11 protein-coding genes are annotated in these 15,299 nt (G+C 45.7%); 4 read left to right on the top strand and 7 right to left on the bottom strand.

Annotation, left to right across the window (positions count from 1 at the left end):
- Positions 1–141 precede the first annotated feature (141 nt).
- On the top strand, positions 142–2,478 hold the full coding sequence (locus PIL01S_RS07315; RefSeq protein WP_127536936.1) for a helix-turn-helix domain-containing protein: 2,337 nt from the start codon (positions 142–144) through the stop codon (positions 2,476–2,478).
- A 58-nt stretch (positions 2,479–2,536) separates the two neighbouring features.
- On the opposite strand, the gene PIL01S_RS07310 is transcribed toward PIL01S_RS07315, so the two are convergent.
- From PIL01S_RS07310 to PIL01S_RS07295, 4 genes are read right to left on the bottom strand one after another with little or no spacing between them, the layout of a single operon-like run.
- The gene (locus PIL01S_RS07310; RefSeq protein ID WP_127536935.1) at positions 2,537–3,553 is read right to left on the bottom strand and encodes a glycoside hydrolase family 130 protein; all 1,017 of its coding nucleotides are present in this window, start codon (positions 3,551–3,553) and stop codon (positions 2,537–2,539) included.
- A gap of 52 nt (positions 3,554–3,605) precedes the next feature.
- Positions 3,606–5,216, bottom strand: coding sequence for an extracellular solute-binding protein (locus PIL01S_RS07305; protein WP_127536934.1), 1,611 nt, complete (start codon positions 5,214–5,216; stop codon positions 3,606–3,608).
- Positions 5,217–5,254: 38 nt separating this feature from the next.
- A complete protein-coding gene (locus PIL01S_RS07300) occupies positions 5,255–6,166 on the bottom strand; it encodes a carbohydrate ABC transporter permease (protein WP_127536933.1) in 912 nt (303 codons plus the stop codon).
- Between the two features lie 16 nt (positions 6,167–6,182).
- A complete protein-coding gene (locus PIL01S_RS07295; protein ID WP_127536932.1) occupies positions 6,183–7,133 on the bottom strand; it encodes an ABC transporter permease in 951 nt (316 codons plus the stop codon).
- A 406-nt stretch (positions 7,134–7,539) separates the two neighbouring features.
- On the opposite strand from PIL01S_RS07295, the gene PIL01S_RS07290 reads away from it, so the two are divergent.
- A complete protein-coding gene (locus tag PIL01S_RS07290; protein WP_127536931.1) occupies positions 7,540–8,820 on the top strand; it encodes a glycoside hydrolase family 125 protein in 1,281 nt (426 codons plus the stop codon).
- A 285-nt stretch (positions 8,821–9,105) separates the two neighbouring features.
- Here PIL01S_RS07290 and PIL01S_RS07285 read toward each other — a convergent pair whose 3' ends face one another.
- Positions 9,106–9,561, bottom strand: coding sequence for a DinB family protein (locus PIL01S_RS07285; protein ID WP_127536930.1), 456 nt, complete (start codon positions 9,559–9,561; stop codon positions 9,106–9,108).
- Positions 9,562–9,807: 246 nt separating this feature from the next.
- Here PIL01S_RS07285 and PIL01S_RS07280 point away from each other — a divergent pair, with 246 nt between their 5' ends.
- Entirely contained in the window at positions 9,808–10,446 is a 639-nt protein-coding gene (locus tag PIL01S_RS07280; protein WP_127536929.1) for a nitroreductase family protein, read from the top strand.
- A 144-nt stretch (positions 10,447–10,590) separates the two neighbouring features.
- Positions 10,591–11,016: a MarR family winged helix-turn-helix transcriptional regulator gene (locus PIL01S_RS07275; protein WP_110823002.1), complete on the top strand. Its 426-nt coding sequence runs from the start codon at positions 10,591–10,593 to the stop codon at positions 11,014–11,016.
- 75 nt (positions 11,017–11,091) lie between these two features.
- Here the strand turns inward: PIL01S_RS07275 and PIL01S_RS07270 are convergent, their stop codons facing one another.
- Entirely contained in the window at positions 11,092–12,582 is a 1,491-nt protein-coding gene (locus PIL01S_RS07270; RefSeq protein WP_127536928.1) for a S8 family serine peptidase, read from the bottom strand.
- 186 nt (positions 12,583–12,768) lie between these two features.
- Positions 12,769–15,072, bottom strand: a complete 2,304-nt coding sequence (locus PIL01S_RS07265) for a stalk domain-containing protein (protein ID WP_127536927.1) — start codon at positions 15,070–15,072, stop codon at positions 12,769–12,771.
- Positions 15,073–15,299 lie beyond the last annotated feature (227 nt).

Here is a 15,299-nt window from a genome sequence, read left to right as displayed (position 1 = left end):
AATAAACCTGACGTGCTACTTTATTCCAAAGATTATAATGTTATAATGTTTATGCTGACTTAAGTATACTCCAGAACAGAACATTAATTTATATTCCAAAATGACTAATTCGAACTTTTTAAATGCGGGAGGGACAACTATATGGCTAATTCGGCAATCAAGCCATCCTTGCTCAACCAATTCAGACTCAGCTGGAATCATTTCAAATCAAGACTTCTTCTGAAATATGCGTTTTCCTACATCCTCATATTTCTCATTCCTCTAACAGGGGTTACTATTTTCGTATATGAAAACGCTGTCAAGGGCCTTCGTGTCGAAATTGAACAATCCAATGTTAATCAGCTGAATCAGGTGAAGAACACCATAGATACCCGTATGAACGAGCTTCAGGAAATAGCCGGACGAATCGCTTATGACAAGTATTTGACCCCATACATGGTGAAGGATCCCTACTACAGCATGGAGGCGATACAAGCCTTGGCGAATTACAAAGCCAGCAGCAACATTGCCGAGGACCTGCTTCTGTATTTCCATAACGACTCCAACATCTATTCTCACCGTGGTCTTGCTGATCTTCATGTTACCTTCGATACTCTCTATCAATTTGAACGCTGGACCCCTGCAGAATTGCGGCAGGACTTAAATGAAACCCGACAACCGCTAGTACGTCCCGCGGAAAATGTAACCATTAATTCCCGGACGGATCCAATGCTTGTCATGCTCGTACCCATTAAACCGAATGACCCCTATCCATATGGAACGGTTGTCTATTTAATGAAAGAATCCAAGCTTACCGGAGTTATGGATTCGATTTTGAGTGACTTCACGGGGAGCAGCTATATATTCGGTCCTACCGGAGAGGTGTTGACCGCAAACAGCTATGGCGTCACCCTTCCCCAGAACGAGCTTGAGAAGATATCCGGACTTGAGCCTGGAATTCATAATCTGAAGCTGGACGGGGAACAACACTCCGTCGTTTCGGTGCAATCGGAAGAAAATGGATGGACCTATGTGACCACGATGCCAAGCTTCCAATTTTTCAGCCGTGTGGCCCATGTTCAGACCCTGATTTTAATTGTCTTTTGTATTACAGTAATCACTGGAATAGCTGCGGCACTGCTGTTGGCCAAACGGCAGTACCATCCGATCAGGGATCTGATGGAATTCGCCAAGCTGAAAAGCAGCGGCAAGGATGCTCCTAAGGTTCGCAATGAGTGGGAATGGATCCGGCAGACTCTCCACGATTACAGTGCCAAAATAAATTTACAGGAGCCTTTCGTCCGCAATCAGTGTATGCTGCTGCTGCTTAAGCACGGCAAACCGGACGACCCTGAGATTGAGCAGATGATCTTCAGTACCGGCTTCAGGCATCCTCAGGGAGAAGGCCTCTATTTCTCAGCTATACTGTCCTGGGATGACACCAAGCCGGGCAGCAAGTCCTGGCAGGAACGACATCTCCTGCAGGAGATCCTCAGCAATGTGTGCTTGCCCACTTCTGGTGCACAGATCTTTGGTGTGGAATTTTCGGTTAAGGACCAATTTGCCCTGATCATTTCACTTCCCGGAGAAGCGGACATGCTGGTCCAGACCCGAATGGAGCAGGTTATTGAAGGCATTCAAACGATCATTCGTGAGCACTCGCAGCTGTCCTTAAGCATCGGAGTTGGTATGGCATACAGCGACCTGAGCCGTCTTAACCAATCGTTTATCGAAGCTGCTGCGGCATTGGAACACCGAATGATCCGTCGCAGCGGACAGGTAACCTACTTTGAGCAGCTTGCAGAGCTGAACCCTTCCGCCACCGAGAATTTCTGGATTCCGCGCAAATCCATGTTGAAGCTGGAGCAGAGTCTGAAACAGGGCAACGAACCCGTAGCCGTCCAGATGATTGCTGATACCATCGAGATGATCAAAGACGAGCCGCTGCAGGTTCATCTGCTGCGCTGCATCTGCTTCGAACTGCTGAACGCTTTTCTGCGCACGGCCTCCGAACTTGGGATGGACAGTGTGTTCGCCAATATGCCGGAATTGACCTCTTTTGAAACGCTGGAAGAGCTGGAGAGCCGCCTGCTCTCTCTGGCCGCTGACATATGCATGCAGGTCGAGCGGAATACGGAGACTAGCGAATCGTCGTTAATGGATGACATTCTGACATACGTGGACGAGCAGTTCGCAGACTACACACTCAGCCTGGAACATGTGGCGCTTAAGTTTGCCATTTCAACCTCGTATTTGAGCCGGAGTTTCAAAGAAAAGACTGGCAGCAATTTCACACAATATATCTGGCATAAACGTGTGGATGAAGTTATCCGGCTGTTGGAGAACACTAGCGCACCGCTCAAGGAAATTATCGAGCAGGTCGGTTATTTGGATACGCCGAATTTCATCCGCAAGTTCAAAAAAGAAATCGGTCTGACACCAGGGCAATATCGTAAAGAACATGCTTTGAAGGGGACTGTTGTGAAAAGGCCTATTTAATTCCGGGCTTTCTTCTTCCCCCGCAAAGCACCTGAATCACTAACCAAGTTGGCCCTGCTTACTGCCCTTCCCAAAGAATATGCTCTACCAGTTCATCCAGAGGAACCGTGGCGAGAGCAATCGCTGTATCCGTTACGCCGTAATAGATATAGAGCAGTCCGTCTTTGACCACGTTTCCTGTCGGGAAGATCACATTCGGAATCTGGAATCCAAATTTCTCGTAGTACGTCTCCGGCTCCATAATGAAATGATGGGTCCGGGCAATGATTTTCTCAGGCTGCTCCAAATCCAGCAGCATTGCTCCCACGCGGTAGACGATATCTTCATCAACGCCGTGATAAAGCACCAGCCAGCCTTTGTCGGTCCGGATTGGAGGCGTCGAGCCCCCAATTTTCCGCGATTCCCAGGACAAGTTTCCGGCGGTGGCGAGCAGCTTGGGCTCTTCCCAGTTCACCAGATCCTCGGAGTAGGTAATCCACATGGCCGCCTTATCCGTACCGTAGCCTTCTCCCACATATTCCTCGGGGCGGCGCAGCAGCACGAATTTGCCACCTATTTTTTCAGGAAACAGAATGTTGTCCCGGTCGTTAATATCAAGAGGCGTCGTATCCGCCACAAACTCCCAATCCAGGAGATTATCTGATTTCAGAATGGAGGACCGGGTCAACCAATGTCCCTCCTCTTCCCCCCAGCCGTCCGGATATTCGGGTATAGAGCGCAGGGGGACGCCTGCTCCGGTAGGATAATAGCTCATGGCACAGGGACGCAGGGCATAGTTCAGATAGAAGGTTCCATCAATTTTGACAATACGAGGGTCCTGCACACTACCATAAGGAAAACCCAGCATATCGGGCGTCACAATAGGCTCGTCCTTCACGTGGGTGAAGTTAACGCCGTCATCGCTCTCCAGCAGCCCCAGATAATTCTTGCATGGAGTCAGGGAGCCTGCAGTGCGCTCAATCATGTAAAATTTGTCGTTATCTATGATGACCGCCGGGTTGAAGACCGTAACCTTGCGCCATTCATAGCCGCCCGGGACGACTATGGGATTGTTCGGGTGTCTCGTTATTTGCATGTCTGTTCCTCCTGGGATACATGTTCAAGGTATAGTTTGCGCAGAGGCTTGATTAGTTGGATTTCCACCGGTCATACGCAGCCTGATTAATTTCAGCCACACGCTCTCCGCCCATTTTCTTAACGGTAGCCACATAATTGTCCCAACTGGTTAGCGGCTCTGCACCGGTGATGAACTTCGCTTCCATCTGCTTCACGTAAGTGCTCAAATCGGAATTCAGGTTGCTGATTTCCGTCTGTTCTTCCACGGTCAGGAACAGTGTTGGGAACGGAATCCGTGCGCCTTTATCGAGAAGCTTCTGCTTAGTTTCCTTCTCTACCCAGAGATCAAAGTCTGTCTTCAGCCCTTTACTAATATCATCCATGGACAGGGTCGGAGCAGGAATACCGTAGTTAGGTGTCAGAGTGGCTCGATAATCTTCCATTTCCTTTCCGTCCGGTACAGGCAAGTATTTCTTGACCCGGTTTTCTTTGTCGGTGTATTCCCAGAGAATGCCCTCTGGCCCTTTATTGAAGAACATGGCACCTTCGTAGGAATAGAGATAATCCACCCAACGCATGGAGGCTTCCGGCGCCGGGTTGCTCTCCGTAATGGCAAAGGCACCCGTTGTAATGCCTCTGTTCTTCGCAATCGCCGGAGCATCAACCGATTCGCTGCGGACCGGTGCAAACATCGGATCTGCCGTCGAAGGCTCTCCGCCTTTGGACATGTAGGCATGCCAGTCGGAGAAAAGGGCGACCTGATTGTTCTGTGCCTTAGCCTTTTTTTGCTCTGCCGTCTGCGAGAAGCTCTCATGATCCAGCAGCTCTTCGGACCACAGACGATTCATATAGGTCAAATATTCCTTATATCCTTCTTCAAGCGGTGTATAGTGCACCTTATCGTTATCGTCCACGTATACCTCTTCTTCATAAATACCGAAGGCGCCAAGCAGCCAGGTACGGATATCACGGAGGTTGGCAGCAGGTGTTGTTACCGAGGATATCGGAATTTCATCGGCGATACCGTTGCCGTTCGGATCTTCTTCCTTCACACGCTTCAGGTAGGTATACAGCTCTTCTGTCGTTTCGGGAAGCTTGTCAATATTCAATGCTTTCAGGAAGTCCCCGTTGTACCACATGGGGTTACGATACCAATGCTGACTGAGTTCGACTACCGGCAAAGAATAAATATGCCCGTCCGGTGCTGTAATGGATTTGCGGACATCCGGATTCTCATCCAGCAAGGCCTTGAAGTTTGGAGCGTATTCTTCAATCAGATCTTCCAGGGGAACGAGGATACCCTGCTCTCCATAATTCATCTGCTCCGCAGTGGTCAAACCGGCAGCATAGAGAATATCCGGGTAATCTCCGCTGGCGAGCACCAGATTCTTCTTGGTCTCGAAGCTGTCTTTCGGTGCATTCCTGTATTCCAGCTTAATGCCTGTCTTCTCCTGCATCTGCTGGAGTACTTTCATGTTCTCCCAATTCTGAATCCCTACATCCGGCGCCATAAGCGTGAGAGTTACGGATTCATTAACAATCGGGAAACCCTCTTTATTCACAGCAACTGCTCCGGTACTGTTATCTCCTGCTCCTTTGTCAGCATTGCTGCAGCCTGCCAGCAGTGTAAGAACTAGAGCCGAAGACAACAGAAGCTTCCATGGTTTGCGTGTGGTCTGCATGAATAATTCCTCCCTTGTTATATACACATTCTAATAGTTCAACCTTTAACAGAGCCAATCATGACCCCTTGGACAAAGTAACGCTGCAGGAATGGATACACCGCCACGATCGGCAGCGTGGAAACCACAATGACTCCATATTTGATTAGTGATGCCGTTTCAGCCTTGTTATTCATGGCGGTCGCTACCTCGCTATTGATCGAAGCGCCCGTGGTTTCAGCCGACATCTCCTGAAGGACAAGAATCTGGCGCAGAACCATCTGCAGTGGATATTTGGCTTCATCATTCAAATAGATCAGGGACGGGAAATAACTGTTCCAGTGGCCTACTCCATAGAATAGAGCCATAACGGCTATAATGGGTGCTGACAATGGCAGAATAATGCGGATGAACAGCTTCAGATTCGTACAGCCATCGATGTGAGCCGCTTCCTGCAGCTCTTTTGGGATAGTTGTCTGAAAAAAGGTGCGGGCCACAACAATATTCCAAACTGAAGCAGCCACCGGCAGAATCAATGCCCACATGCTGTTGATGAGTCCGAGATTCTTGACCAGCAGATACGTCGGCACGAGCCCGCCGCTGAAGAACATCGTAAACAGAATGAGACCCATGAATAGATTACGCCCGACAAAATCAGATCTGCTAAGCGCATACGCGGCTGGCAGAGTAACGGCGAGATTGACCAGTGTCCCTACCACCGTATAGATAATCGTGTTCAAATAACCATTCCATATCTTCGGATTATCGAAAACAAGCTTGTAGCCATCCAGTGTCACATTCTTCGGAAACAGCCACATGGCTCCCGAATTGACGTCCTGCGGTGAACTGATGGAAGCACTGAGAATATAGATTAGCGGATAGAGAACCACAAGCAGAGCAAGAACCAAATAAATATAGGTGCAAATCACAAACAGCTTGTCCCCTCTGGACTCTTTCATGGCAGTAACCAAAGACCTCAACTCCTTTCTACCAGAGGCTATTCTCACTGGTACGTTTGGCAATCTGATTGACAGTAACAAGCAAAATCACGTTGATTACCGAGTTAAACAAGCCAACAGCCGTTGAGAAGCTATACTGGGCATCCACCAGACCGGCGCGGTAGACATAGGTGGAGATTACATCGGAAGCTTCCATGTTGAGTGAATTCTGCAGCAGCAGAATTTTCTCGAAGCCAAGGCCCAGGATATTCCCCATATTTAAGATCAGCATGATTGTAATCGTGGGTACAATGGTCGGCAGATTGATATGCAGCATCCGTTTAATCCGGCTCGCTCCATCCATAATGGCAGCTTCATGCAGCTGGGGATCTACGCCAGACAGAGCCGCGAGATAAATAATCGTACCCCACCCTGTACTCTGCCAGACACCCGAGAAAACATAAATCGTCTTAAACCAGGCCGGGTCCGTCAGAAATTGTGCAGGTTGAAAGCCCAGGAATTCGATGAACCGGACTATCATTCCACTGGAAGGCGAAAGAAAAGTAATGATCATCCCCGCCATAACAACGACGGAAATGAAATGCGGAGCATAGGTTACCGTCTGAACCGATTTCTTGAACGGACCGTTCCGCACCTCATTAAAGGTTAGCGCCAGAATAATCGGAAGTGGAAACCCGATCGCGAGTTCATAGAAGCTGATGCTGAACGTGTTCCAGAGCAGATCCCAAAAGAAATAGGAATTGAAGAATCGTTCAAAATGGTCAAAGCCAACCCATTCACTGCCTGTAATTCCTTTTGAAGGTACGAAATTCTTGAAAGCAATCTGAATGCCGTACATCGGGCCGTAATGAAAAACGAGGAAATACAACAACGCGGGAAGCATGAACAAATAAAGCTCCCAATTTTTCCAGATTCTTTTGCCAAGGGATTTGTTCTTTAATGAAGGTTTTACGGATACTGCAGCATGACTCACCTTCATTCTCCCACTCCTCTCTATGGTTTTTTTCGTTACATAAAATAAATTTGTATCCGCTTTGCATTTAGCTGACCTCTCCTATGCTAGCGCTTACAATTCAAATTGTAGTGAAACCTAGCTGACACCGTAAATATGTAGGTTGTGCATTGTCATATTAAAAAGCACGTAAAACCCCGCTGCAGCGGTACTTTTCGGCTTGCCATGATGTAAATACCCCTAGATGAAAGATGGCTATAATGTGTGAATTATGAACCTCCCTTCACGCTGCAAAAGTTACATATTGTGATCAACAGACAAGTATGCAAACATTTGCTACGAATGCCAAGGCTACCCCACGCACGGATGATATCAGAAGATTTCTAATATGAACCGTGCAACCTTACCCTAACTATGTAGGAGGAGTTTGACTATGAACCTGCCATCTTCCATTACCGAGTATTTGAATGAGGCCGACGAACGCCTTGCCCATCATCCCAAATTGCAAAAGCTGTTCCGCAACTGCTTCCCTAATACACTTGAGACGACAACCAAACTGCTTGAAGACGGCACTACTTTTGTTTTTACTGGCGATATCCCAGCCATGTGGCTGCGCGATTCTACAGAGCAGGTGCGCCACTACATTCCGTTTGCCAAACACGACTCTGAGCTTCAGCGGATTCTCCGCGGCCTGATTGCCCGGCAGATGTTCTATGTGAATATCGACCCGTACACGAATGCATTTAATGAAACAGCTAGCGACAAGCATTACCGGGCTACGGACGATTGCAATTTAAATCCCTGGATGTGGGAGCGCAAATACGAGCTGGATTCCCTCTGCTTTGTCGTTCAGCTGGCTTATATGTACTGGAAGGAAGCGGAGCAAACCGATATCTTCGATACCGAATGCTACCAAGCACTCAGCTCCATTGTGAACGTTATTGAAACGGAGCAGTACCACGGAGAGAAGTCGTCCTACCATTTTATCCGGCAGACGCTTCAGGATACGGAGACGTTGCACAATAACGGACGCGGCATGCCTGTCAACTACACCGGCATGAGCTGGTCGGGCTTCCGCCCGAGTGATGACAGCTGCGAATTCGGCTACAACATCCCCTCCAACATGTTCGCTGTGGTGATTCTCGAGTATATCCGTGAGATCACCAGCGTTATCTATAAAGACGAAAGACTGGCTGCCCGAGCAGCAAAGCTGCGCAAGGAAATTGACTTCGGCATCCGGACGTACGGGATTGTGAATCATCCGAAATACGGTCGAATCTACGCCTATGAAACGGATGGATTCGGGAATTATTCCCTGATGGATGATGCTGGCACACCGGGATTACTATCTATTCCTTATATTGGTTATGTAGGGGTGGAGGATGAAATATATCAAAACACCCGCCGATTTGCTCTTAGTTTCGACAACCCGTTCTACTTCGAGGGTAAACATGCCAAAGGCATTGGCAGTCCGCATACGCCAGGAGGTTATGTGTGGCATATGGCACTGTCTATGCAGGCACTAACAGCAGATAATGATGAGGAAATGAAAGAATTAATTGATATGCTGATCAGGACTGATGCAGATACCGGGTATATGCATGAAGGCTTCCACCCCGATGATCCCTCCGATTTTTCACGTGAATGGTTCGCTTGGTCTAACAGCCTTTTTGCTACGCTGATCAGTAAAGCGATGGAGAAAGGAATTGTCTAAGCTCTTCTTACTGATCTTGGCATTCTGAAGAAACACTGCTTTCAAAAAGTAATGCTTTGCAAATAAAAAAACCGCTGCGCCGCTTAGATTAGAGGGCGGGCTCAGTCGATTTTGGAGCCATGATCGAATAACTATGCAAGGAGCTAGTAACAGAAGCTCCTTGCTATTTTTTTTAAACCGTTAAGCTGTCGGCTGTCATTCCGGTAAATTTTCTCGTTTTATTGAGCTACCGTTAGCCGGTATGTTAAACCCAATTCCTTTCAATCTATTGAGTGTTAGCTTCTCTTATAGCCTCGCAAACGTAATGTAATCGATTTGAACAGGCTCTGCCGATTCAATTCGAAGCGCTTGGTTGATCTGTCCCCGGTGATATTGCCCATGTAAGATAACCTGTGACAGGATGTCCCGGACAGACGTTTGAAAGAGAACCCCGCTCTGGTTCACGTAGTCAAGCATCTCGTCCAACCGGGATTCATCAAGTCCTTCCATATAGACGCGATATTGCTTGGCGTTTTCTTCGAACATCGACCGGATCACCGAGAGGTCTTCTGCCTCCTCCCATAACGAATACTGCCCGCTATCCTTGCCAAGCAATCTGGATAGCCAGACACGTTCTGCAACCGCGACATGCCTAACCAGCTTTAACAGGCCTTTGTTCTTCGTCTCACTTTTCTGAAGCGCGTCCAAGATGCGTCCGTCGGCCCAGTACAGATGCTCCATCATAGCCTTAATTGTCTTCATTTCGACAATCCCCTCTTCTTTTAATCACTTTAAATTCACCAGTTCAATTCTAATCAACTACATTCGACAAAGGCTTATTTTCTTATTGTGCAACTGAACAATACAATCGTTCATCTTATGGTTTAGCATATTTTAACATAATAAAAAGGTTGAAATGATTCAAGAATTCAATTATATTTGACATATCAACTATTGACTAGTCAAATATTGATGCATCAACTATTAGATAAAGGGAGAGAAATGATTATGAAACCATCTCAAAAAACAAACGATTTTAATGAAATTATATACGGACGCCGCTCGATTAAGACTTATGATCCATCCGTCAAAATTACCAGAGAAGAAATGACTCAAATGATCAACGAAGCGAGCACTGCTCCTTCCTCCATTAACATGCAGCCTTGGCGTTTCCTTGTTGTGGATACACCAGAGGGAAAAGACAAACTTGTGCCACTGTCCCGCTTCAACAAAGAAAAAGTAGCTCAAGCTTCAGCTGTTATTGCCGTGTTTGCTGACAAAAACAACTTTGATTATGCCGAAAACATTTATGGAAAAGCCGTTGAGCTCGGATTAATGCCGCAAGCTGTTAAGGACTTTCAGTTGAATGCATTCAAACCGATCTATAACAACATGTCTGATGCTGAAATGAACGATGTCATTATGCTTGACTCCGGTCTGGTTTCCATGCAATTAATGCTGGTTGCCCGTGCGCATGGATATGACACCAATCCAATTGGTGGATATGAAAAAGATCAAATTGCCGAAGTGTTTGGATTGGATAAAGAACGTTATGTACCAGTGATGCTGCTGACCATCGGTAAAGCAGCGAGCGAGGGATATACCTCCTACCGCCTGCCCGCAGAAGAAACTACATTCTGGGCTTAAATCAAATTAGCTGCATGCCATAATGCGAACAGCCATCACATTGTGATATAGTTGCCTTTAGCTGCTGAATGTCTTGGAAGAGATGTGCCTTGGTTACCAGGCTGCTTTTCCAGGATATTCAGCACCATTCAAGGAGGGGCACACATGAATTGTTCATTGGAGCAAGAAAACCTACTAATTCTACTTAAAAATATAAGTAATCAGCTGAAACCCAAATTTGAACGTTGTACGGGGATCAGTTCCTCACGATATGTTCTGCTGTACCATCTCTATATTCATGAAGAGGTGACTCAAAGCCATTTGCAAAAAGCCATTCACATCGACAGTGCTGCCATTACACGCCATTTGAAGCAGCTGGAAGCAGATGGTCTCGTATCAAGAAGACGAAATCCCATTGACCAAAGAGAAACCTTCGTTCGGTTAACGGAACAAGGACTCACACATATAGCCAACTTCAAACAGGATCGTAACCAGTTCGTTCATCAGATGCTGCTTGATTTCAGTGAGGAAGAAGTTGCCATGATGACAGACATGCTCGCACGTATGCAATTCAATATGAAAGATATGTAACATTTAAAGGGAAACGGTCTGGAACTGCCGAGCTTGGTCCATTTTATGGAGATCTTTACGTCCTATTAGCGAGTTTTATAGACCGTTTTCAAGCCTGTTCTTCTTCACATTAAATCCTTGGATTTTTTTTAACCACTGCAGTACCTTACTAGCCTTTTCTTGTATCAAATCCGGATCATGCGTCTTTTCCAATTGAGGAAAGGAATCATCATATCTAGCTAAGTATTCACTAACAGACCAACGGACTGCCCAATTGCTATCTGTGGAACATGGAATCCACTTGGATACTTCAGATTCATTCGTATTTTGTAACAATCCGTGCGCATACCAACCGCGCACTCCTCCCTCGCTTTCCTCGCTTAATCGTTTCCAATAGAGCCTTCTCTCATATTCGTCTTCTGGTTTAGCTAAGGCGTAGACTGCAATTTTCCTTACTACATCGGATTCATCTTCAGCATACTTCCATAATTCTTGTCGAGTTACGATTTGTTGTTGAACAAGTTTGGATAAAGCTAACCCCCTTTCAATATCATCTAAAGATTCTATAGAATGGTGGTCATGGCTAGCAATACGGACACTCGATACACATGGGTTTGCTTTTTTCAGGTTGACCTGCATTTCTAAACTATGAATTACATTACCTACATTTATTCTTGGTGCATTATTTTTGTAATCTTCTATTGGATCAGCATTTTCAATCAATTTACTACGTAAGTTTTTTGAATCTAATTCGGGATATTTAGAAAATAAGTACGCAGCAATACCAGTTACGAGTGTTGCTGCACCGGAAGTTCCCCAATAATATGATACCTGTTCTTCTCTCTCCTTGGATTCACAGAAAGGAAGCGTTAGGTATACTCTTGGAGCTAGAATATCTGGCCTGAAATGACCATCTCCATTCTTGCCAAACGGCTCATCGGGATAAGGCAAATGCAGGTGACGCTCCGCCTTCCCACGATCATTGAAGCCGCCCACAGTGAAATATTCGATAGGCGGCATAATGTTGCCCAATCTGGTATTACCGTTTGAACAGATGACCATCAAACCTCTTTGGACTGCAGAATTTAAAGCTTGAACTGTTGAATTTTTATGAGTTTTCTGTAGGAGTACAGGATTATCCGAAGCATGCCAACCTGTGCATAAAATAATTTTAATATTCCAGTTTGGCTGTTTCAGGACCCAATCCATTCCATATTTTAAACGCTCACCTTCACCTTCTCTGAAAGCACCATGGTCAAGCACAATGAAGTTTGCAGCAGGAGAAAGACCTACATGTGTTTTTCCTTCTAAAAAAAAAGGTTTATGAGCAAGGGTTAATATTGTCATCAAGCCATGTTCACCGACATCCTCATCTACCTCACCTGAAGATTGGAATGCAATATTATTGCAATTTATAGTTAAATCATTTTCGACAGTTACGTACTTAATTCGGTCACCCAAGTGGCGAATTGTATGATGGGGTTTCATTTTATCAATGATTACTACTCCAATATTATGGCCGGAATTATGAAAATCCGGTGGTTCCATAAATCCTAACCTTGCCCATGTTGGATCAGGAAATGCCATCGTTGTTATCCCCCTATATCGTTCGTAATAGAGATAATTTAGTTTTAACAGACTTTTCTACTTCCCTGCCGTCAAATTCTTCTAACAGCGATTGTATAACAGAAAAGACTCCCTAAGGAGTCCTTCTTTCCATGCTTAAGCAAAATAAATTATTTGTTATCACTCTGGTCCATAAGATCAACTACACTACTTCTCCATTGGGAGCGGTGTAAAGAGCAGGTTAACTGGCAGGTTGCTTCCTGGGGCTGCTGAGAAAAGGATCGTTACACTTTCCGAAGAGGATCCTGTTCGGTATAGTACGCTTTGTTCACTGGACGTGTTGATCGATAAGCTACCATCGACAATTTGTACAACTTGACCGTTAACAAGAGCTACTCCAAAGTACTTTCCTCCACGTGGGTTAAACGAGATCAGTGTACGCGGAGCAACATTGCTTAACGTGATTTTGTATAACACCCCAAAGTTACCTGCATTGGATGCATCCGTGTAAGCCATCGGATCCGTTCCAACCAAATTCGGGTCACTGGCATTGTCTCCAAGGGGCAATCGCGCTGGCGTGGCTCCCACTTGCTGGTCGTACGTTATAACACGAGTTGCATTCGGGTATGTGCCACGGTTGTGCACACCGTCACGATCGAGCACAGGCAGCGTTGGTAACGCTTCGAACGGGTCTTTATTTTCTTCAACTAGAATAACGTTATAATCCAGGGAATAATCGCTGAATGCATCCGAATACAGTGAGATTACTTGTCCTTCTTTCATCGGAGTTTTATTGAGTTCAGTCAAAATCAGTTTACTTTCCCCTGGTTCAAAATATTCTTTCTTTTGATCCGCTCCAGTCTGTATCGACTTGAACCATTTATCAATAGACAATTTGCCGGCTACAGTAGCAAACGGTGTAGGTCCTGCGAAGCCCATATTTTGCTGCTCGAATACTGCCGGATATGGGTTGTTATTTGTCGCAATAACATACATTTTTACTCGTTTGCCTGTATTGTTCACATGGTGAATCATGAAGCGCGTCTGCCCCGAAGAAGACTCCTGGTACACAATGCCTTCCGTATTAACCGTTTCAGGACTGTTGCTGCGAATGAGCAGACTTGCCTCATCCCTATACGTATAAGGTACTTTCTCCATGGAAGTCACTTCGCCACCATTGAAGGTAAATTTCTGTCCAACCGGAGTGAAGAGTAAATTAAAATCCGAGAAATTATATAACGTCTCATTGGTTATGTTTATGACTTTGGAATACGTATCAGTAGCACCATGGTTATCTGTGACGGTCAAGGTTACCGTTTTGGGTCCAGGTTCAAAGAATGCAAGCGGATTGTTATCCCAAACCGTTTTCTCAATCTTGCCTTCATCATCTGTACTTTGATCCATGTACGTTATTTTTTCACCCATTTTATATTGGTCCTTGTCCGTTGTGAACATGGCTACAGGTGGAAGATTAGGCTGCAACACTTGAATTGTAACCGAATAGGGATCACTCCACTGGCCGTTTGAATCCTGAACTTGATATGAAATGGTATATGTACCCGCTTGATCAAACGAATCCTGACGACCTGTCCAGCGTTCGCTCGTGATCTCCAGACCGTTTGGAGAACTATAGGAAGTCACATAATCCACTGTATCTCCCGCAAAAATTTCCTTTTGGGAAATCACAAAGCTTGCAACAGGTTTCTTATGTAAATTGAGCACAACGGTTTTCGCCGACTGATTCACTTTGTAGGAAATGTTCAGAGCTTGAGTAATGGAAGTTAAAGGCACCATAAACGTATTTTTTTGCTGATACGCAGGGCCTTTCATCGTTCTGGACTCACCATTAACGGTATAAACCTTGCTGTTTGTTTTGAATCGGAGCTCATTGTCACCACTGATAATAATGGTCTCCTTGGTTTTGTTATCGTATTTAACTCCGTATCCCACACGATCCACCAAAGCACGAATCGCAACATAGGATACACCGTTTTTGACAGTCATTGGCTGGCCTGCAAGATACGATTTTCCATCCTGCTCCATTTTATTGCTGTTCATGTACAATGTAAGGTCTCCACCCGGCGTTCCGGCAGCAGTACCTGTTGCAGGCTGCTCTACTTGAGCTGGAATAGCTGGCGTAGCTGGCGTCTTGTCATCCTCGGCAGTTCCTTCCTGGATCGCGGAACCCTCCTCGGATTCATTCGTTGTTGTTGCTTGATCAACAGCAGCCGGATCATTTTCTGCCGCCGGTGTTGTCTCCACGACTGCTGATTTGGAGGCTTCCGTGTCTTCTACAGTAGATTCACCTTTTGATGATGTGCTGCTTTTTATTTTCACTTCATTCTCGGTAAGCGGCTGTTCTTTCTTCATGACCTCTACGGATTCTACTTTGGCAGGCGTTACAACTGCTGCTTCCCCTTGATCCACGGTTTGTGCGCTCGCTGAACCAACTGTAAATGCTTGAAGTACAGCCACCGCCGTGATTATGGACATATTCTTTTTCAAATTCATTCTTTATTTCTTCCCCTTTCGCTCCCTCGCAAATTTCAATCTATTAAAAGTCATACTATTAAACGCTCGAATACGGAAAAAGTTACTAAATAAATTGAATATTATGGATTTGATGCAGCTATTTTCAATAGGCATGCTATTCATATAACAAGATTATTGAGTCACCTCTAGCTCAGACGCTATCCTTTCGTTAGGTTAGAAGTAAATCAAAAACAGCTGATCATATG

It is taken from the genome of Paenibacillus illinoisensis NBRC 15959, from assembly GCF_004000925.1.
GTDB lineage: Bacteria > Bacillota > Bacilli > Paenibacillales > Paenibacillaceae > Paenibacillus > Paenibacillus illinoisensis.
The sequence above is the reverse complement of the archived record's forward strand: the minus strand, read 5'-3'. Positions and strand labels throughout refer to the sequence as shown.

Bases quoted from the DNA above. Each gene is read 5' to 3' on its own strand.
- PIL01S_RS07305 (WP_127536934.1), bottom strand. From the start codon at position 5,216: ATGCAGACCACACGCAAACCATGGAAGCTTCTGTTGTCTTCGGCTCTA.
- PIL01S_RS07315 (WP_127536936.1), top strand. From the start codon at position 142: ATGGCTAATTCGGCAATCAAGCCATCCTTGCTCAACCAATTCAGACTC.
- PIL01S_RS07290 (WP_127536931.1), top strand. From the start codon at position 7,540: ATGAACCTGCCATCTTCCATTACCGAGTATTTGAATGAGGCCGACGAA.
- PIL01S_RS07270 (WP_127536928.1), bottom strand. From the start codon at position 12,582: ATGGCATTTCCTGATCCAACATGGGCAAGGTTAGGATTTATGGAACCA.
- PIL01S_RS07280 (WP_127536929.1), top strand. From the start codon at position 9,808: ATGAAACCATCTCAAAAAACAAACGATTTTAATGAAATTATATACGGA.
- PIL01S_RS07310 (WP_127536935.1), bottom strand. From the start codon at position 3,553: ATGCAAATAACGAGACACCCGAACAATCCCATAGTCGTCCCGGGCGGC.
- PIL01S_RS07265 (WP_127536927.1), bottom strand. From the start codon at position 15,072: ATGAATTTGAAAAAGAATATGTCCATAATCACGGCGGTGGCTGTACTT.
- PIL01S_RS07275 (WP_110823002.1), top strand. From the start codon at position 10,591: ATGAATTGTTCATTGGAGCAAGAAAACCTACTAATTCTACTTAAAAAT.
- PIL01S_RS07295 (WP_127536932.1), bottom strand. From the start codon at position 7,133: ATGAAGGTGAGTCATGCTGCAGTATCCGTAAAACCTTCATTAAAGAAC.
- PIL01S_RS07285 (WP_127536930.1), bottom strand. From the start codon at position 9,561: ATGAAGACAATTAAGGCTATGATGGAGCATCTGTACTGGGCCGACGGA.